The organism is Pseudomonas sp. GW821-FHT05D12, assembly GCF_059419825.1.
Map to the genome: position 1 here is coordinate 260370 of NZ_JBWKSN010000007.1, position 19339 is coordinate 279708.

20 protein-coding genes are annotated in these 19339 nt (G+C 60.9%); 10 read left to right on the forward strand and 10 right to left on the reverse strand.

Going from position 1 to position 19339, the window contains the following annotated elements:
• Positions 1–69: 69 nt before the first annotated feature.
• Positions 70–1065: a tRNA dihydrouridine(20/20a) synthase DusA gene (gene dusA / locus AC07SI_RS15825; RefSeq protein ID WP_495006043.1), complete on the forward strand. Its 996-nt coding sequence runs from the start codon at positions 70–72 to the stop codon at positions 1063–1065.
• Positions 1066–1446: 381 nt separating this feature from the next.
• Positions 1447–2373, forward strand: a complete 927-nt coding sequence (gene tal / locus AC07SI_RS15830; RefSeq protein ID WP_495006044.1) for a transaldolase — start codon at positions 1447–1449, stop codon at positions 2371–2373.
• Positions 2374–2558: 185 nt separating this feature from the next.
• On the opposite strand, the gene rssC is transcribed toward tal, so the two are convergent.
• Both rssC and rssB read right to left on the reverse strand, forming a co-directional pair.
• On the reverse strand, positions 2559–3041 hold the full coding sequence (gene rssC, locus AC07SI_RS15835) for an anti-sigma factor antagonist RssC (RefSeq protein ID WP_003172602.1): 483 nt from the start codon (positions 3039–3041) through the stop codon (positions 2559–2561).
• Positions 3041–4222, reverse strand: coding sequence for a two-component system response regulator RssB (gene rssB, locus AC07SI_RS15840; protein WP_017737359.1), 1182 nt, complete (start codon positions 4220–4222; stop codon positions 3041–3043). The genes rssC and rssB overlap by 1 nt, the downstream gene beginning before the upstream one ends.
• A 276-nt stretch (positions 4223–4498) precedes the next feature.
• Between rssB and AC07SI_RS15845 the strand changes: the two genes are divergently transcribed.
• Complete coding sequence (locus AC07SI_RS15845) at positions 4499–4795, forward strand: PilZ domain-containing protein (RefSeq protein ID WP_495006045.1); 297 nt, start codon at positions 4499–4501, stop codon at positions 4793–4795.
• 62 nt (positions 4796–4857) lie between these two features.
• On the opposite strand, the gene AC07SI_RS15850 is transcribed toward AC07SI_RS15845, so the two are convergent.
• Positions 4858–5547, reverse strand: a complete 690-nt coding sequence (locus AC07SI_RS15850; protein WP_065901968.1) for an MlaA family lipoprotein — start codon at positions 5545–5547, stop codon at positions 4858–4860.
• Between the two features lie 195 nt (positions 5548–5742).
• Between AC07SI_RS15850 and pcrP the strand changes: the two genes are divergently transcribed.
• Both pcrP and AC07SI_RS15860 read left to right on the forward strand, forming a co-directional pair.
• A complete protein-coding gene (gene pcrP / locus AC07SI_RS15855) occupies positions 5743–6351 on the forward strand; it encodes an HAD superfamily inactivated hydrolase PcrP (RefSeq protein WP_106804808.1) in 609 nt (202 codons plus the stop codon).
• 110 nt (positions 6352–6461) lie between these two features.
• Positions 6462–6728 carry a DUF4404 family protein gene (locus AC07SI_RS15860; protein ID WP_065901972.1) on the forward strand — a complete coding sequence of 89 codons (267 nt, stop codon included), beginning with the start codon at positions 6462–6464 and terminating at the stop codon, positions 6726–6728.
• A 136-nt stretch (positions 6729–6864) separates the two neighbouring features.
• On the opposite strand, the gene queF is transcribed toward AC07SI_RS15860, so the two are convergent.
• A complete protein-coding gene (gene queF, locus AC07SI_RS15865; RefSeq protein ID WP_065901974.1) occupies positions 6865–7695 on the reverse strand; it encodes an NADPH-dependent 7-cyano-7-deazaguanine reductase QueF in 831 nt (276 codons plus the stop codon).
• A 66-nt stretch (positions 7696–7761) separates the two neighbouring features.
• On the reverse strand, positions 7762–8283 hold the full coding sequence (gene copI, locus AC07SI_RS15870) for a copper-resistant cuproprotein CopI (RefSeq protein ID WP_106804810.1): 522 nt from the start codon (positions 8281–8283) through the stop codon (positions 7762–7764).
• A 157-nt stretch (positions 8284–8440) separates the two neighbouring features.
• Between copI and AC07SI_RS15875 the strand changes: the two genes are divergently transcribed.
• Positions 8441–9121: a heavy metal response regulator transcription factor gene (locus AC07SI_RS15875; RefSeq protein ID WP_065901979.1), complete on the forward strand. Its 681-nt coding sequence runs from the start codon at positions 8441–8443 to the stop codon at positions 9119–9121.
• Positions 9118–10473, forward strand: a complete 1356-nt coding sequence (locus AC07SI_RS15880; RefSeq protein WP_495006077.1) for a heavy metal sensor histidine kinase — start codon at positions 9118–9120, stop codon at positions 10471–10473. The genes AC07SI_RS15875 and AC07SI_RS15880 overlap by 4 nt, the downstream gene beginning before the upstream one ends.
• Before the next feature lie 90 nt (positions 10474–10563).
• Here the strand turns inward: AC07SI_RS15880 and AC07SI_RS15885 are convergent, their stop codons facing one another.
• The 3 genes from AC07SI_RS15885 to AC07SI_RS15895 form a co-directional block, all read right to left on the reverse strand.
• Positions 10564–11808, reverse strand: a complete 1245-nt coding sequence (locus AC07SI_RS15885) for a lipoprotein-releasing ABC transporter permease subunit (RefSeq protein ID WP_065901983.1) — start codon at positions 11806–11808, stop codon at positions 10564–10566.
• Positions 11809–11869: 61 nt separating this feature from the next.
• A complete protein-coding gene (gene lolD, locus AC07SI_RS15890) occupies positions 11870–12553 on the reverse strand; it encodes a lipoprotein-releasing ABC transporter ATP-binding protein LolD (protein ID WP_162946070.1) in 684 nt (227 codons plus the stop codon).
• A gap of 7 nt (positions 12554–12560) precedes the next feature.
• Positions 12561–13811, reverse strand: coding sequence for a lipoprotein-releasing ABC transporter permease subunit (locus AC07SI_RS15895; protein ID WP_120447903.1), 1251 nt, complete (start codon positions 13809–13811; stop codon positions 12561–12563).
• Between the two features lie 94 nt (positions 13812–13905).
• Here AC07SI_RS15895 and AC07SI_RS15900 point away from each other — a divergent pair, with 94 nt between their 5' ends.
• Positions 13906–14490, forward strand: coding sequence for a PilZ domain-containing protein (locus tag AC07SI_RS15900; RefSeq protein ID WP_065901988.1), 585 nt, complete (start codon positions 13906–13908; stop codon positions 14488–14490).
• Positions 14491–14533: 43 nt separating this feature from the next.
• A complete protein-coding gene (locus AC07SI_RS15905; protein ID WP_065901990.1) occupies positions 14534–15256 on the forward strand; it encodes a glycerophosphodiester phosphodiesterase in 723 nt (240 codons plus the stop codon).
• A gap of 42 nt (positions 15257–15298) precedes the next feature.
• On the opposite strand, the gene sthA is transcribed toward AC07SI_RS15905, so the two are convergent.
• Positions 15299–16693 carry a Si-specific NAD(P)(+) transhydrogenase gene (sthA, locus tag AC07SI_RS15910; RefSeq protein WP_016975273.1) on the reverse strand — a complete coding sequence of 465 codons (1395 nt, stop codon included), beginning with the start codon at positions 16691–16693 and terminating at the stop codon, positions 15299–15301.
• 234 nt (positions 16694–16927) lie between these two features.
• Here sthA and AC07SI_RS15915 point away from each other — a divergent pair, with 234 nt between their 5' ends.
• Positions 16928–17461 (forward strand): chalcone isomerase family protein, encoded by a 534-nt coding sequence (locus AC07SI_RS15915; RefSeq protein WP_495006046.1) that lies wholly within the window; start codon positions 16928–16930, stop codon positions 17459–17461.
• Between the two features lie 171 nt (positions 17462–17632).
• Here the strand turns inward: AC07SI_RS15915 and AC07SI_RS15920 are convergent, their stop codons facing one another.
• A complete protein-coding gene (locus AC07SI_RS15920; RefSeq protein WP_106804812.1) occupies positions 17633–19096 on the reverse strand; it encodes a glyceraldehyde-3-phosphate dehydrogenase in 1464 nt (487 codons plus the stop codon).
• Positions 19097–19339 lie beyond the last annotated feature (243 nt).

Consider the following 19339-nt stretch of genomic DNA (forward strand, 5'->3'; position numbering starts at 1 on the left):
CAGAGCACGAATCCTGCCCTTGATTCCTGATAAACTCGCCCCCTCTGCCTTACCCACTCAGATTGTCCAATGTCCCCGACCAGCGCTTTATCGCAACCCTTGTCCCGCCGATTTTCCGTCGCCCCGATGATGGATTGGACCGACCGCCACTGCCGGTACTTCCTGCGTCTGCTCTCCAAGCACGCCCTGCTCTACACCGAGATGGTCACCACTGGCGCAATCCTGCACGGCGATCACGAACGCTTCCTGCGTCACAACGAAGCCGAGCACCCGCTTGCGTTGCAGTTGGGCGGCAGTGTGCCGGCGGATCTGGCTGCGTGCGCGCGCATGGCCGAAGCTGCGGGGTATGACGAGGTGAACCTGAACGTGGGTTGCCCCAGCGACCGCGTGCAGAACAACATGATTGGCGCGTGCCTGATGGGTCACCCGGCCCTGGTGGCCGATTGTGTGAAGGCGATGCGCGATGCAGTGTCGATTCCAGTGACGGTGAAGCATCGTATCGGGATCAACGGCCGGGACAGTTACGCCGAGCTGTGTGATTTCGTCGGGCAGGTCAAGGACGCGGGCTGCACCAGTTTTACCGTGCATGCGCGGATCGCGATTCTGGAGGGGTTGTCGCCCAAGGAGAATCGGGACATTCCACCGTTGCGTTATGACGTGGCGGCGCAGTTGAAGCAGGATTTTGCCGAGCTGGAGATTATCCTCAATGGCGGGATCAAGACGCTGGAGCAGTGCCACGAGCACTTGCAGACATTTGACGGCGTAATGCTCGGCCGCGAGGCCTATCACAATCCGTATTTGCTGGCAGAGGTGGATCAGCAGTTGTATGGCAGCTCGCAGCTGGTGATCAGCCGCGCTGAGGCGCTGGCGCAGTTGCGGCCTTATATTGCGCAGCACTTGGCCACGGGCGGTTCGATGCATCACATCACGCGGCATGTGCTGGGACTCGGCACGGGTTTCCCCGGGGCGCGCAAGTTTCGGCAGTTGTTGTCGGTGGACATTCATAAAGCCACGGACCCTTTGGCGTTGCTGGACCAGGCTGGGGAGTTGTTGGAAGGGCGGTGATGGGCTGGGCGCCAGGGAGATGTTGAGTGGCTGGGCTGTTGTGGCGAGCAGGCTTGCCCTGCGTTGGGGTGCGAAGCGCCCCCAGTAGGACTGATGCGATTTTTCAGTTGGAACGCGTTCAAAGATTTTAGGGCCGCTGCGCGACCCAACGCAGGGCAAGCCTGCTCGCCACAGGGAGACGGCTTCCGCGGGGCTACGCTGCCCGTAGGGCAGTTGGGTTGAACCTGCCGGCCGTTTTGCCCTCCTATTTACCAGCAAGATCAGTCATTCAAACGGCTGTTTTCAGGTTGTTGCCCTCGCAAACGATCGAACGCATTTGCGCCCTTGAGCGCCTGCCAGCGCTCGGGTAATGTCATCAGACCCATAGGACAGAGCACGCCCATGACTTCCAAGCTGGAACAACTCAAGCAATTCACCACTGTCGTAGCCGATACCGGCGATTTCTCAACCCTCGCCAAGCTCAAGCCGCAAGACGCCACCACCAACCCTTCCCTGCTGCTCAAGGCCGCCTCGATTCCAGGCTATGCCAAGCTGCTGGATGAGTGCGTAAAGGACTGCAACGGTGATGTCGGCCTGGCCAGCGACCGGTTTGCAGTGGCCGTCGGCCAGGAGATCCTGAAAGTGGTGCCTGGGCGCATCTCCACCGAAGTGGATGCGCGCCTGTCATTCGATACCGACGCCGTGCTCAAGCGTGCGCATCGCCTGATCGACCTGTACGACAAGGCTGGTGTTGGCCGTGATCGCGTGCTGATCAAGATCGCCTCCACCTGGGAAGGTATCCGCGCGGCGGAGAAGCTCGAGAAGGAAGGCATCCAGACCAACCTGACGCTGCTGTTCTCCTTCGCCCAGGCCGTAGCGTGCGCAGAAGCCGGCGTGTTCCTGATCTCGCCGTTCGTGGGCCGTATCTATGACTGGTACAAGAAGGCCAATGGCAATGACTACACCGGCGCCGAAGACCCAGGGGTGCAGTCGGTAATGCGCATCTACAACTACTACAAGGCCAATGGCTACAAGACCGTGGTAATGGGGGCGAGCTTCCGCAATCTGAGCCAGATCGAAGAGCTGGCCGGGTGTGATCGCCTGACCATCAGCCCGGATCTGCTGGAGAAGCTGGCAGCCGATGAAGGCAAGCTGGAGCGCAAGCTTTCGCCAGGCCATGCCGGCGAAGCCCGTGTGCATCTGACAGAAGCGCAGTTCCGTTGGGAGTCCAACGAGGATGCGATGGCCACCGAGAAGCTGGCCGAGGGTATTCGTCAGTTTGCTCGCGACCAGGAGAAGCTGGAGGCGTTGCTGACTGCCAAGCTGTAAAAAGCGGCGGTAGCAAAAAGGGCGGCACCCTCGCGGGTACCGCCCTTTTTTGTGTTTCATCGATCTTGAGCCGGCCACCGTTCAAGCTGCAGGAGCACGCTTGCTCACGGGTGCGGCAGCAACGGATAAGGTGACCGACACGCCGCCATCGCTGGCAAGCCAGCGCCTACCGTTGAAAATCCAGGTCAGTGGCGTTCGAGGGCATTCACAAGGTCGTGGAACGCTTCGCGATTGGACTCGTTCAGGCCCATCAGGATCTTGTGCGCTTCCAGCACCTTGACCCGCACCACTTCCTCGGACTGATCCTGGGAAGGCAGGTCGGTCAGGCATTCAGGGCATGGGATCGGGCGATCAACGATGTTGAACACCTGGTCGAAGCCCATGGACTGCAGCAGACGGGTGATGTCTTCATGGGTGGTGACGACCGTCGGCAACAGGCCGACCTTCTGCCGAGACAGAATGGACAACTTGGCCAACAACCCAAGGGTGGTGCTATCGATGCTGCGGGTTTCGGTCAGATCGATCACGATCGCCGAAAAATTCAACGCTGTGAAAATCCGCTCAATCGTCGCATCCAGCGCCGAACACAAGGTCAGGCGCACTTCACCGACAAACTTCAGGACGAAGGTCCCGTCTTGCTCGGCGAATTGGATTCTTCCGGTACTCATCAAAGATTCCTGCTCAACACCAATAGGGCGATATCATCCGGCATCTCCCCTAGCGTGGCCAATCCAAAAACCTGCCGCAGGCCATCCAGGCTGCCGCCCGCCGACTTGACCTTTTGGGGCAAGGCGGCTTCTTTCTCCTTGAGTGTAGGCTCTGGAAGCAGGTCCAGGATGCCATCGGACATCAGCGTCAGGCTGAACGTCGGTGGCAGCTCCAGGATGTGGTCTTCGTAGGTCGCTTCATTGAACAAGCCTACGGGCAGGCCACGCCCTTCCAGGTAGCGCACACTGTCGGGAGTGTACAAAACCGGCATCGGCAGGTGACCGCCGATGCTGTAGGTCAAAAGACCGGTTTCTTCATCAATCACGCCGCCTACCATCGTCACGTGCTTGCCCAGCTTGCAGCTGATCAAGCCCCGGTTGATGTGGCCCAACACCTCGGAGGGGGTGAACTCCGGCAAGGTGCCATTGCGCTTGGATTCGAACAACAGCCGTGTGGTCATGAACTTCAACAACACGGTTACAAAGGCAGAGGATGCGCCATGGCCGGAAACATCGGCCAGGTAAAACGCGACACGCCGCTCATCAACACGGAAGTAGTCGACGAAATCACCCGACAGGTACAACGACGGGATGATCTGGTGAGCGAACTGGAATTCGTCGATGGTCCACGGGCTGACCGGCAACATGTTCATCTGCACCTGGCGACCGGCGTTCTGGTCTTCCTGGAGCAGGTTCAGGCTGGCTTCGAGTTCGCGGTTGGCGGTTTCGAGTTTTTCGCGGTAACGCTGGTTTTCCAACAACAGGCGTGCACGGTCCAGGGCGCGACGTACCGAGTGCTCCAGCACCGCCAGGTCTTCCAGGGGCTTGATCAGGTAGTCGGCAGCGCCCAGGCGCAAGGCCTCGACGGCATCGTTCATCACCCCGGCACCGGACACGACAATCACCGGCGTCTGCGGGGCAAGCTCGGTCACCTGGCGAATCAGCTCGAGGCCGCCCATCTGGGGCATGCGCAGGTCGCAGATCACGAGGTCGGGCTTGTCGCGCTCGAACACTTGGAGACCCTGTTGGCCATTGCTGGCCTGCAGGACGCTGAAGCCACTGTCTTCCAAATAGGCCGCGAGGCTCGCGCGCACTACTTCGTCGTCATCGATTATCAGCAGCGTGGCACTGGTTTTTTGCATGTGGGCAAACGGCGCCAGAATTAGGTTGGCGTAGGTGGCTCGGCAATGGCCGGGCGCACGTACTGGATTCGCTTTCTAGCCTCTCTGTCCTACAACATACGGGATTTTAGCCCACGCACAACGGTAAAGCAGAGGTGCCCTTCTAAGGCGCAGACGGTACTCCCATCCGCCAGGGGTTTCAAGCTCATGCCGATGGTCGCCGGGCGTCTTTACACCGCAAATCACCGGGAGTTATAAGAACGGGCACGACCACAACACAAAGTAAGGATGGAACCCATGAGCGAACACGAGCGCGACTACGCCGAAAAACGCGATTTCATCCGCATGCGCGTGGATGCCGATGTGTCTCTTATCCACGCCGGGCAGGAGATTGCCGGGGTGTGCGTGGACCTTTCAAGCTCCGGAATGCAGGTCCAGGCGCCTCGCCATTTCAACGCAGGCGACCACCTGACGGTGCGCATCGAATCGGAGCACGCCGCACTCAAGGGGTTGGAGGCGGACACCGAAGTGGTCTGGACCAAGACCACCGGTGACGAGCAGCAACTGGGCCTCAAGATCTTGAAAATGCACTGAAAAGTGCGCACAAAAAAAGGCGACCGCCAGGGTCGCCTTTTTTCATTTCAAAACGTCACGGCTTAGAAGTCGTCGACGACCTTGCCATCCTTGACCTTGAACTCACGGTTCTGCAGGTAGGCGTTGCGGATAAACGTATATTTGTCGCCGGTGATCAGCTTCTCGCTGTCGAGCAGGCTGGCACGGGTGTCCACGATATTCAGGCCGAAGGTGCTGTTGCGCCAGCCGATATCGTTCATGTAGCGGTACGGTTGGGTGTAGCTGTCCACGTACTTGGACGGCGCGTCACGCAAGGTGCTCGGGCCCAGCAACGGCAGCATCACGTAAGGCCCGCTGCCGACGCCCCAGTAGCCGAGGGTCTGGCCGAAGTCTTCGTCACTGCGCTGCAGCCCCATTTTGGTGCCGACATCGATAAACCCCAGCACACCGAAGGTGGTGTTCATCAGCAGGCGAGCCGTGTCCACACCCGCCGCATGCGGCTTGAGTTGCAGCACGTTGTTGGCCAGGTTGCCGACATCGCCGATGTTGCGGAAGAAGTTGTGCACGCCGTCCTGCACGAACTGCGGAGTCACAAACTGATAGCCCTGGGCCAACGGCTTGAGCGCGTAGGTATCAACGGTGTCGTTGAAGGTGAAGATCGGGCGGTTGACGCTTTCCCATGGATCGTCTTCGGACGCGGCCTGTGCGGCGAACGGCGCCAGCAGCACAGTGGCACACACCGACAGCTGAGCGAAGTAGTGGCTCCAGCGCATAGCTTTTGCTCCTTGAATGGTCTGTCATGGGCGCTATGCCCTGAATAAGACGGCCAGTATATGACGGAAGTGTCCAATTAGGCAGCATGCAGGAAACGACATACGGGAAATGCACAAAATTCCTACAATTAACCCTGCTGTCATCGGCTTGTCATCGTGCCCCGCTAGCGTCAGGGCTATTTCAGGGATGTTGAAATGCCTCACGCCGAGATTGCCATCGCCAGCGCGCCTGCCTTGACTGCAGTTCTGTTTGGCCTGAGTGGCTGCCTGGTGGACTTCGGTTCCCGGGCACGCACCGATTCCCCCACGCTTGGCTCCCATGCCACACCCGGCGCCCTGAAAATCCTGCGCAGCCTGAAGGATCAAGGCGTGCCCTGCGCCTGGCTGGATGAATTGCCACCCCCGGTGACCACCGCGCTGTCGGCCTCACTTCCCGAGTGGCTCAAGGCTGCATCGCCCTCCTCCATCCGCTGGCCTGCGCCCCACGCGTGCTGGCAAGCCTTGATGGAACTGAATATCGAACGCCTGGAAGGCTGCGTGCTGGTCAGCGGCGAGCCGCGCTTGCTGCAATCGGGGCTGAACGCTGGCCTGTGGACCATCGGCCTGGCCTCGTGCGGCTCGCTGTGCGGCATGGCCCCCGAGCAATGGCAGGCGCTGAGCGAGCAGGAGCGCGAGTACAAGCGCGGCAAGGCCACCGTCGCCCTGTATGGCCTGGGCGTGCACTCGGTGATCGACCACCTGGGCGAGCTCGGCAGTTGCCTGGCCGACATCAGCCTGCGCCAGCTCAAGGGCGAGAAGCCCTGATCGAGATCATGCACGGAGGGCGCCAGTGGATTAATCTACAGGTCAGCTCGTAGACCTTTCTCGGCGTGCCGTGGTCTATGCCAGTGCCTATCGATAAAAGGAACCACGTCATGCCTGATCGCAAAAAACTGGAAGAACAGGTCGAGATCCTGCGCGGGCAGTTGGAACAGGAACCGCCGCTGCCGGAAGAAAAACGCGAAGCGCTGGAAGCCTTGATTGCCAAGTTTGAATTACAACTTGAACTTGAACCGGCGACTCAGACGCCGAGTATTTCCGATGATGTGAACCAAGCGGCCATAGAGTTCGATGCCGATCATCCGGTCATTTCCGGCACATTGCGCAATATCATGATCACCCTGGGCAACATCGGGATCTGAACCAAGCCCCAAGGCAAGCGCAGAAACCCATGTGGGAGCTGGCTTGCCTGCGATCGCGATCATTCAGTCATCCATCAGGTGACTGATACACCGCAGTCGCAGGCAAGCCAGCTCCCACATTTGATTTGCGTGATAGCTACTGGCGAGCCAGGCGCACGTTCTGGAACGCCACATCCTCGGTGCTGCGGTACGGGTTGATGTCCAGCCCGCCACGCCGCACATACCGCGCATACACCGTCAGTTTCTCTGGCTTGAGCAAGCGCTGCAGGTCCAGGAAGATGCGCTCCACGCACTGCTCATGGAAGTCCGAATGCTGGCGAAAGCTCACCAGGTATTCGAGCAAACTGGCGTGATCAAGTGCCGCCCCGCGATAGTCCACCACCACGCTGCCCCAGTCTGGCTGGCTGGTCACCGGGCAGTTGGATTTGAGCAAGTGGCTGTGCACGCTCTCCTCGACCACACGCGAAGCATCGCAGCGCAAGAGTTCGGGGCGCGGGTGTTCGTAGTTGCTGACGCTGATATCCAGATCGTCGATGCACACACCCGGCAAAGCCTGCACGCCTTCGGCTTCAACCTCGGCCAGGCTGCGCACGCGCACGCTCACAGGCTTGCCGGCAGCCGCGCTTAGGTCGGTGCGCAGGGTGGCTTCCAGGCTGTGTACGTCGGCAAACGCGCTCTGGTTGAGCGAATTGAGGTACAGCTTGAATGACTTGGATTCGATGATGTTCGGCGAATCGGCCGGAATGCTGAATTCACCGATGGCCACCACCGGCTTGCCCGATGGCAACAACCAGGACAATTCGAAGCAATTCCAGAAATCCACGCCTTTATAAGGCAGGGTCTCGGCGCTCAGGCCCAGCTCGGCCCATTTGGCGGCGCGCGGAATCGGGAACAGCAACGAGGGGGTGTAGGTGGAGATGTATTCACTGGACTTGCCCAGCGGCGAATGTTCGGCTGCGGGATGCATGGCGGAAACCTGGCTAAATAAACCCCGCCAGTCTACCAGCCTTTGATCCCGCCTCTAAGAACCGCCTTACTCGACGGTCAGCTTGCCGACCATCCCCGCCTGGTAATGCCCCGGCAGGTTGCACGCGAACTCGAGCCCGGTGGCCTTGGTAAAGGTCCAGGTCAGCTCGGCGGTTTTGCCCGGCTCCACCAGCACACTGTTGGGGTCGTCGTGCTTCATGCCGCCCATGTCGCCATGGCCCATCGCACTGTGGTCCATCTTGCCCATACCGGTGGCGGTAAGCATGCCGCTGGCTTGCATCTGCAACATTTCCTTCTGGTGCTCGGCATGCATCGCCGCGTCACCCAGGTTGAATTCATGGAGCAACTGGCCTTTGTTGACGAGTACAAAGCGCACCGTCTCACCAGCCTTGACGTCCAAGGACTTGGGTGAAAAGGAAATGTCCTGCAGCGTGACTTGCACAGTGCGCGTGGCCTGGTTCGCCGGCGCCGGCTGGCCGAACGCGTAAGTGTGAGCCGTGTCAGCCGCCGCACCGAAACTCAGCGCCAACAGGCAGCCCGCCAACATCAGGGGAGTACGCAACGCCATCTCTCTTCTCCGAAACTATGTAAACCGCAGGATCAGCACTCTAAGATGACGCCGCTGCCAGCCAGCTGACTGCTAGATTACAACTTTGTCAGGTTGCGCCCTTACCCCGGCCCCCACGGTATAAAGCCGGTCGTGCCCTGTTTGCCAAGAGCTGCCCATGAAACTGTTGATTGTCGAAGACCAAGCCAAAACCGGCCAATACCTGCGCCAGGGCCTGGCCGAGGCTGGCTTTACCACCGAATGGGTGGCCGACGGCGCCAGCGGCCAGCACCTGGCGTTGACCGGCGACTACGACCTGCTGATCCTCGACGTGATGCTGCCCGGCCGCGACGGCTGGCAAATCCTGCAAGCGGTGCGCGGCGCCGGCCTGGATATTCCGGTGCTGTTCCTGACCGCCCGGGATGCCGTGGAAGACCGCGTGCACGGCCTGGAACTCGGCGCTGACGACTACCTGGTCAAACCCTTCGCCTTTTCCGAACTGCTGGCACGCGTGCGCAGCCTGTTGCGCCGTGGCAGCAGTGCCCCGCAGGAAACCGCCTTGCAGTTGGCCGACCTGCGCCTGGATTTGATTCGCCGCCGTGTCGAACGGGACGGCCAGCGCATCGACCTCACCGCCAAGGAGTTCTCGCTGCTGGAACTGTTGCTGCGCCGCCAGGGCGAAGTGCTGCCCAAGTCGCTGATTGCCTCCCAGGTCTGGGACATGAATTTCGACAGCGACACCAACATCATCGAAGTGGCGATCCGCCGGTTGCGCCTGAAAGTCGACGACAACTACCCCACCAAGCTGATCCACACCGTGCGCGGCATGGGTTATGTGCTGGAGGCACGGTGCAATTGATCTCGCGCCTGTCCCTGGCCAGCCGCCTGGCCTTGCTGTTTGCCGGCTGTACTGCGGTGGTGTCGCTGCTGGCCGGCGTGCTGTTCAATCATGCCAGCGAAATGCACTTTATCGAGTTGGACCAGCAACTGCTCGACGGCAAACTAGTCGCCTTGCGCAGTACCTTGCAGGGCGTCGACACGCCGCAGCTGTTTGCCCAGCGCGAAGCGCAACTGCGCACCGAACTCACTCGCCAACCCGACCTGACGCTGCGCATCAGCGCCGCTGGCCAGCGCTGGTTTGACGGCGCGGCGGGCATGAGCTTGCCCGAGGCACCGGGCTTGTACCGCCTGCAGAACGCCGGCACCGACTACCGCGTGTACAACGTGCCACTGGCGCCGAGCCAGCCGGACTCGCCGCAACTGAGCCTGATACTCGACATCACTCACCACCAACACTTCCTGCAGCGCATGCAGCACCTGATCTGGTTGACTGTCGGCCTCTCGGCCCTGGCCACCGCATTGCTCGGCGCCTGGGCCGCGCGCAGTGGGTTGCGGCCCTTGCGACGCATGGGCGATGTGGCGGCCAGCGTCTCCGCGCATTCCCTGACCCAGCGCCTGCCCGAGCAGCACATGCCGCCAGAGCTGGCGGAGCTGGCCCAGGTCTTCAACGCGATGCTCGGTCGCCTGGATGACGCGTTCCAGCGCCTTTCGGCGTTCTCCGCCGATATCGCCCACGAACTGCGCACGCCGCTGTCGAACCTGTTGACCCACACCCAGGTCATCCTCACCCAGCCGCGCCCGCTGGAGGACTACCGCGAGGCGCTGCACAGCAACCTGGAAGAGTTGCAATGGATGGCGCAACTGGTCAACGACATGCTCTACCTGGCCAAGGCCGACCACGGCTTGCTGGTACCCACGCGCGAACCGCTGGCGCTGGCGGAGGAAGTCGACGCGTTGCTGGAGTTCTTCACGCTGCTGGCCGAAGACGCGCAGGTCAGCCTGGTGTGCGCAGGCGCTGCCCATACACGCGGCGATCGCAGCATGCTGCGCCGGGCCTTGTCGAACCTGCTGGATAACGCGCTGCGGTTTACCCCGGCGGGTGGCGAAGTGCGGGTACGGATGACAGAAGGTGCTCGCGGGGTGACGCTGACCGTGGAGAACAGCGGTGAAGGTATTGCACCGGCGCTGTTACCGCGCCTGTTTGATCGCTTCTATCGAGTCGACCCGGCGCGCCGTGAAGGCAGCAGCGAGCATGCAGGGCTGGGCCTGGCGATTACCCAGTCGATCGTGCGAGCGCATGGCGGAAGGATTTATTGTGAGTCGCAGGCAGGATGGACGCGGTTTGTGATTGAGTTGCCGAAGGAGGATTGAGGCAAGCTGGCGGACCCTATCGCAGGCAAGCCAGCTTGTGAATACATTCAAATATGAGAGCTGACTTACCTGCGATTGCGGTGTTAACGGCTACGAATATCTGAGGGCATGCGCCGGCTCAATCTTCGCCGCGCGATACGCCGGGTAAATGGTCGCCAAGAAGCTCAACACAAACCCCGCCGAGCAAATCAGCAACACATCCCCACCCTGCAGCTCCGACGGCAGGTTGCTGACAAAATACACATCCGAACTGAAGATATGCTGCCCAGTCACGCGCTCCAGCCAGCCCACCAGCTCACTGACATTCAGCGCCGCAATCACTCCCAGCACGCCGCCGATCAAGGTGCCGACGATGCCGATCACCGTGCCCTGCACCATGAAGATCGCCATGATCTGCCGAGGCGTGGCGCCGATGGTGCGCAGGATCGCGATGTCTGCGCCCTTGTCATTCACCACCATGATCAAGGTCGCGATGATGTTGAACGCGGCCACGGCGACGATCATCAGCAACAGCAGGCCGATCATGGTCTTTTCCATCTTCATCGCGCTGAACAGGCTGCCCTGGGTGTGGGTCCAGTCATCCGCCTTGTAGGCTGCACCGAGGCTGCCGGCGATGTCCGTCGAGACCTTGGGCGCTGCGTACAGGTCCTTCACCGCCAGGCGCACGCTCTGCACCTGGTTCGGCTGCCAATGCTGTATCTCGGCAGCGTCAGCCATATGGATCAGGGCCATGGAGCCATCCAGCTCGGCGCCGACCTTGAAGATGCCGACCACATTCAAGCGCTGCATGCGTGGGGTGATACCGCCCGGAGCGCTGCTGATTTCCGGCACGATCAGGGTCAGCTTGTCGCCCACACTCAGGCGAAAACGCCGCGCGGTGATTTCACCGACGACCACGCCGAACTCGCCGGGCTTCAGGTCGTCGAGTTTGCCCTGCACGATGTGCTGGGCCACGATCGACACCTTGCCTTCCTGCGCCGGATCGACGCCGCTGATCTCGATCGGCTGCATCGCGCCCTTGTAGGAGAACATGCCGTCCATCTGCGTGAACGGAACAGCGGCGGTGACTTCTGGATTTTTCATCGCCGCCGCCGCTACCGGCTGCCAATCATCGATCGGGTTCACGCCGACGATGGTCGCGTGGGGCACCATGCCGAGGATGCGCGAGCTCATTTCGCGCTGGAAGCCGTTCATCACCGACAGCACCACAATCATTGCCAGCACGCCCAGGGCGAGGCCGATCATCGAGGTCATCGAGATAAACGAAACAAAACGGTTGCGGCGCTTGGCGCGGGTATAGCGCGTGCCGATGAAAATCGATAACGGTCTGAACATTCGCGGGCACCGTTGAAAAAATGAAAAAACCCGGCGCTATAGGCACCGGGCTTGAAACGGATCAGATGGCGACCAAGTGACCTTCCTGCAGGTGCAGCACACGGTCCATCTGGCGGGCCATGCTCATGTCATGGGTCACCACCAGGAACGCGGTGCGCATCTGGGTGCTCAGCTCCAGCATCAAGTCCTTGATGCCCTGGGCGGTGTGGGAGTCGAGGTTGCCGGTAGGCTCATCGAGCATCACCAGGCCCGGGTTGTTCACCAGGGCACGGGCAATCGCCACACGCTGGCGCTCGCCGCCGGACAATTCGGCCGGTTTGTGCTCCAGGCGATGGCCAAGGCCGACGCGCTCCAGCAACGCCTTGGCACGCTCGCGCGCCTGCGGGATCGCAGTCTTGCCGATCAACAGCGGCATGCACACGTTTTCCAGCGCAGTGAATTCCGGCAACAGGTGGTGAAACTGGTACACAAAGCCCAGCGAACGGTTGCGCAACTGGCCACGGGCTTTTTCACCCAGGGCCGACAGCTCTTCACCGGCCAGCCAGACGCTGCCCTGGGACGGCGTATCGAGGCCGCCCAGCAGGTTGAGCAAGGTACTTTTGCCGGAGCCGGAACTGCCGACGATCGCCACGCGCTCGCCCGGATGCAGTTCAAGTTGCAGGTTGGACAGCACCACCACCGATTCCGGGCCTTCCTCATAGGATTTGCCCAGGTTGCGGCAGCTCAGGATTGCTTTTTCACTCATGCCCGATTCACTCATAACGTAAGGCCTGTGCTGGCTGGGTACGTGCCGCGCGCCAGGCTGGATACAGGGTGGCAAGGAAACTCAGGACCAACGCGGCGCCACCCACCATCAGCACGTCCTGGGTTTGCACCTGGGACGGCAGGTAATCGATGAAGTAGACGTCGGCGTTGAGAAACTTGTGGCCGATCAGGGTTTCGAGGCCGGCGATCGCCGCACTCACATTCAGTGCGGCCAGGATTCCCACAGCCGTACCGATCAAGGTGCCGACCACGCCGATCACGGTGCCCTGCACCATGAAAATCGCCATGATCTGCCCCGGCGTGGCGCCCAGGGTGCGCAGGATAGCGATATCGCCTTTCTTGTCATTCACCACCATCACCAGCGTGGAGATGATGTTGAAGGCGGCGACGGCGACGATCAGCAGCAACAGCAGGCCGATCATGGCTTTTTCCATGCGGATGGCCTGGTACAGGTTGCCGTGGGTGCGAGTCCAGTCGCGGGCGTAGTACTGGGATTCGCCCAGGTGCTGGGCAATTTCCCAGGCGCCGCGCGGGGCGTCGAACAGGTCGTTGAACTTCAGGCGCAGGCCCTGCACCTGGTCCGGCTGCCAGCGGTGCAGGCGCGCCAGGTCGGTGAGGTTGGTCAGGCCGAGGTAGCCGTCGATCTCGCCGGCGCCGACGTGGAAGGTGCCGACCACGGTGAAGCGCTTCATGCGCGGGAACATCCCGGCCGGGGTCACGGTGACTTCCGGGGCGACGAAGGTCAGTTTGTCCCCGAGGCCCACGCCGAGCTTCGCCGCGGCCTTGTCACCGATGACGATGCCGAAGCTGCCGGGCGCGAGGTCGTCGAGTTTGCCCTGCAGCATGAACTTGTCGATGATCGAGACGTTGCGCTCCTGGACCGGGTCGATGGCATTGAGCAGGATTTTCTGCACCTTGCCGTCATTGGTCAGCAGCCCCTGCATCTGGGTAAACGGCGCGACGGCCACCACCTTGGGGTTCTGCTTGACCTTGGCGGCCAGGCTTTGCCAGTCGTTGATGGGCGCATCGCCCTCGATGGTCGCGTGGGGCACCATGCCCAGCACGCGGGTGCGCATCTCATGATCGAAGCCGTTCATCACCGACAACACCACAATCATCACGACCACGCCCAAGGCGAGCCCGATCATCGAGGTCAGGGAAATGAACGACACAAAATGATTGCGACGCTTTGCACGGGTATAACGCGTGCCGATAAATACGAAGAGAGGTCTGAACATGTCGGGGCTTGTTCGGAGGAAAAGAAGACGTCCCGGTGGCGGGGTCTGGTAAGCAGCTTTACACTCAGACCATTACCGTTACCTGGGATTCGCCATGTCGACATTAGATGAAGAAGAGCGCCGCGAATACTACCGTATCGACGACATGATCGCACTTCAAATCAAAAGCCTGTCTGCCCCCGAAGCGGCGAGCAAAGAAGTGTTGCTGGATGATTCCCCGCTGTTCAATCTGCTCAGTGAACTGCACCTGAGCGAGTTCGAAGCCCAGCACCTGTTACGCCAGCTCAGCGAGAAAGACCGTACCCTCGCCGCCTTTCTGCGCGTGCAGAACAAACGCCTGGACCTGCTCAGCCAGATCATGGCGCGCGGCCTGCTGGATGAAGTCGGTGCGCCGCAGCCGGTGATCATTTCCGAAGGCGGCATCGACTTCCAGCACCCCACGCCCCTGCCGACCGGCGCGCACCTGGCGGTCAAGCTGGTGCTGATGCCCCAGGCGCTCGGCCTGTTGCTACGCGCGCGGGTCACCCACTGCGATCCCAAGGGCGCAGGTTTTGATGTGGGCACGGAATTCGAATCCATGACCGATGCCCAACGCCAGCTGCTCGCGCGCTATATCCTGCAGAAACAAGCCCAGGAACGGCGCCTGGCGCGGGAACAGAGCGACGCCCAAGACACCTGAATTCGTATCACCCCGCCAGCAGACCTGGCGCATAGGAGCAACTGTGACCCTGATTTACGGCCACCGCGGTGCCAAAGGCGAAGCACCGGAAAACACCCTGACCAGCTTCCAGGAGTGCCTCAAGCACGGTGTACGCCGCTGCGAACTGGATTTGCACCTGTCCATGGACGGCGAGCTGATGGTCATCCACGACCCGACGCTCAAGCGCACCACTGACCGGCGCGGCAAGGTCGTCGAGTATTCGGCGGCGGACCTGGTGAAGATGGACGCGCGCAAAGGCGGCCCCGGCTGGGTCAAGCCGTGCCCGATCCCACGCCTGGAAGAGCTGTTCGAGCAGTGCGACTTCGATCACTGGCAACTGGAAGTCAAAAGTGCCTCGCGCACCCGCGCCGCAACCACCGTACTGGCCATCCGCGAAATGGCGGTGCGCTTTGGCCTGATGGACAAGGTCACCGTGACCTCAAGCTCGCGGGAAGTGCTGAAGGCAGCGGTTGAACTGACCCCGGACCTGTCACGCGGCCTGGTCGCCGAATACGCCTGGCTCGACCCGCTGAAGGTCGCGCAGAACTATGGTTGTGAGTTTCTGGCATTGAACTGGACGTTGTGCACCCCTGAGCGTCTGGAAAAAGCCCAGCGCCAGGGCTTGCACGTGTCCGTGTGGACAGTCAACGAACCCGCGCTGATGCGCAGGCTCGCCGACTTCGGCGTAGATAGCCTGATTACAGACTTTCCCGGTTTGGCCACTGCCACCCTCGAGAATTACTGAAATCGGTCTCCCCGGCCGGCTCAGGCCACCGGCCGGAGCCGCTCAAAAAAGCCGGTTGAGGCCGTCGTAGGCCGCTACCCGATAGGCTTCGGCCATGGTCGGGTAGTTGAACGTGGTGTTGACGAAATACTTGAGGGTATTGAGTTCACCCGGCTGGTTCATGATGGCCTGGCCGATGTGGACGATCTCCGACGCCTGATAGCCGAAGCAGTGCACGCCGAGCACCTCAAGGGTCTCGCGGTGGAACAGGATCTTCAGCATGCCTTGCGGCTCACCGGCGATCTGCGCACGCGCCATGCTCTTGAAGAACGCCTTGCCCACTTCATAAGGCACCTTGGCCTTGGTCAGCTCATGTTCGTTCTTGCCGATCGAGCTGATCTCGGGAATCGTGTAGATCCCGGTCGGCACGTCGTTCACATAACGCCAGCTGCCATTGTCGACGATGCTGCCAGCGGCCGAACGGCCCTGGTCGTGCGCGGCACTGGCCAGGCTTGGCCAGCCGATCACGTCACCGGCGCCATAGATGTTCGCCACGCAGGTACGGTAGTTCTCGTCCACCTCGATCTGGCCACGGCTGTTGACCTTGACCCCGATGTTTTCCATGCCCAGCTTGTCGGTGTTGCCGGTACGGCCGTTGCACCACAGCAAGGCGTCGGCCTTGATCTTCTTGCCGGACTTGAGGTGCAGGATCACCCCGTTGTCCAGGCCTTCGACCCGCTCGTACTCTTCGTTGTGACGCACAGTGATGTTGTTGTTGCTGAAGTGGTAGCTCAACGCCTGGGAAATTTCCGAGTCGAGGAAGCTCAGCAGTTGGTCGCGGTTGTCGACCAGCTCCACCAGTACACCCAGGCCGCTGAAGATCGAGGCGTATTCACAGCCGATCACGCCGGCGCCGTAGATGATCAATTTGCGCGGGGTGTGGCCCAGGCTGAGGATGGTGTCGCTATCGTAGATACGCGGGTGGTGGAAATCGATATCCGCCGGGCGATACGGACGCGAACCGGTGGCGATGATGATGTGCTTGGCCACCAGCTTCTCGACCACGCCGTTGGGGCATACCACCTCGATGGTTTGCTCATCGGCGAAGCTGCCGGTACCGAAGAACAGGTCGACACGGTTGCGGGCGTAGTAACCGGTGCGCGAAGCCACTTGCTTGGAGATCACCTTCTCGGCGCTTTTCAGCACGTCCGGGAACGAGAACCAGCGCGGCTCACCAATCGCCCGGAACATCGGGTTGGTGTTGAACTGCATGATCTGGCGCACCGAGTGACGCAAGGCCTTGGACGGGATGGTACCCAGGTGGGTGCAGTTACCGCCGACCTGGCGACGGCTATCGACCATCGCCACCTTGCGCCCTGCCTTCGCGGCGTTCATCGCCGCACCTTCTCCAGCCGGGCCGGAACCCAGTACCACCACGTCGTAGTTGTAGACAGCCATGCGTACTCCTCAGAACAGGCCAGGCGCACGGTTGAACGCCTGGCTAAATCATGCCGCGGCCAGCGGTCATGAAGGACAATTTGGCTCAAGTGTGTGAACCGGGGCACAGTCTATATAAGGCTCAACGCCGCGCACATTAACCCTTGGTCGCGTCGTAGGCCAGTCTTGCCTTTACTACAGAAACACGAAACAGGCATTACACTGCTGGCACGCAGCTTTACAGGACGAGCCATTATGCGGCATGTCGTTTTCTGTTTAATGATGATTTTTTCGCTGGCGGCGCAGGCGAGTGAGGCGGATCGGCTCCGGCAAGCCGATTTTCCGCTGCAATCCCATGAACTGGCGCTGAAAAACCAGGCGGTGCTTACCTACCTGTGGGCGGATGTCTACGCGGCGGCGCTGTATGCCCCGTCCGACCTGAGCGCCAAGCAGGCCTGGTCGCAACAAAAAGCGTTGCGCCTGACGCTGTATTACTTTCGCGACATCGACCGCAACGACGTGATCAAAGCCGCCACTGCCACGCTGCAGCGCCAGCAGGCCAGCGCCCGACTGAAGCCCGAGATAGACAAACTGCACGCCAGTTTTCGCGATATCCGCAGCGGCGATCGGTATGCCCTGGATTTTCGTCCGGGGCGTGGCTTGAAGCTGGAGATCAATGGGCAGGTGGTGTTCAGCAGTGGTGACGACGAGCTTGCCAGGACCTACCTGAGCCTCTGGCTGGCGCCCAATGGGCTGTCCGAACGCTTGCGTACCCAGTTGCTCAATTGAGGATTTGCGCTGGCTGAACGACCGCCTTCGCGAGCAAGCCCGCTCCCACATTTGACCGCGCGCGCCTGAGGACACCCGGTCGAATGTGCGAGCGGGCTTGCTCGCGAAGAGGCCCTCACAGGCACAAAAAAGCCCCGAACCAGTCGGGGCTTTTTCACTCATCGCATAGGCTTAGCGCGGGAATGCAGGCGGGTTGACCCCAGCCATGTCTTCCATCACGCGAACCACCTGGCAGCTGTAGCCGAACTCGTTGTCGTACCACACGTACAGCACAACGCGGTTGTCCTGGGTAATGGTCGCTTCCGCGTCCACCACACCGGCGTGGCGCGAGCCGACGAAGTCGGTGGACACCACTTCCTGCGAATTGACGAAGTCGATCTGCTTATGCAGGTCGGAGTGCAGCGCCATGTAGCGCAGGTACTCGTTCATCTCTTCACGGGTGGCGGCCTTCTCAAGGTTCAGGTTGAGAATCGCCATCGATACGTTCGGCGTCGGCACACGGATCGCGTTACCGGTCAGCTTGCCGGCCAGCTCAGGCAGGGCCTTGGCAGCAGCAGTGGCAGCACCGGTCTCGGTGATCACCATGTTCAGCGCCGCGCTACGGCCACGGCGATCGCCCTTGTGGAAGTTGTCGATCAGGTTCTGGTCGTTGGTGTACGAGTGAACGGTTTCGACGTGACCGTTGACGATGCCGAACTTGTCGTTCACAGCCTTCAGCACCGGCACGATGGCGTTGGTGGTGCAGGAAGCGGCGGACACGATCTTGTCGTCAGCGGTGATTTCAGCGTGGTTGATGCCGTGAACGATGTTCTTCAGCTTGCCCTTGCCCGGAGCGGTCAGGACAACGCGATCGATACCCGGGCAGGCCAGGTGCTGGCCCAGGCCCTCGGCATCACGCCAGACACCGGTGTTGTCCACCAGCAGGGCGTCCTTGATGCCGTACTGGGTGTAATCCACCTCGGACGGGTTCTTCGCGTAGATCACCTGGATCAGGTTACCGTTGGCGGTAATGGTGTTGTTTTCTTCGTCGATGACGATGGTGCCGTTGAACGGACCGTGTACCGAATCACGACGCAACAGGCTTGCGCGCTTGGTCAGGTCGTTCTCGGCGCCTTTGCGCACGACGATGGCACGCAGGCGCAGGCCGTCGCCGCCACCGGTTTTTTCGATCAGGATGCGCGCCAGCAGGCGGCCGATACGACCGAAGCCGTACAGCACGACGTCGGTGCCTTTGCGGGCTGCGGCGTTTTGCTGGCCAACCACTTCGGCCATTTCTTCACGCACGAACTGCTCGGCGCTGCGGCCGGCACCTTCCTTGCGGAATTTATAGGCCAGCTTGCCCAGATCTACCGAAGCCGCGCCGAGCTTGAGCTCGCTCATGGCCTTGAGCAGGGGGAATGTTTCGTGGACGGAGAGTTCGCTGTCGTCGGCAGAGCGATGGCGAGCAAAGCGATGCGCCTTGAGAATCGCGATGACTGATTGGTTGATCAGGCTGCGGCCATAGATCGAGCTCACCACATTGTTATTGCGGTACAGCTGACCGATAAGCGGAATCATCGCTTCAGCGAGTGCTTCACGGTCGATCCATTCACCAAGACACTGGTCGGGCTTCTGAGTCACGGGAACCTTCCACATGTAGGGGCAGAAAAAAGGGGCTACATTATGCCGCCCGACCGCCCTCGGAGCAATGCGCGCCCGGCAACAAAAAGTGCTTGCCAAAAACCAACACCGCGCTGCAGCCCAGTAAATACGCGGGCTCCAGAAGGCCACCTATTCGCCGACAACGCCGACTTGTCCGTAACCCTCCGAAACATACGCGCGAAATGGCACTACATATTGAGTCAAAACACGCCATTGTTTGTCTTAGCCACTACATTT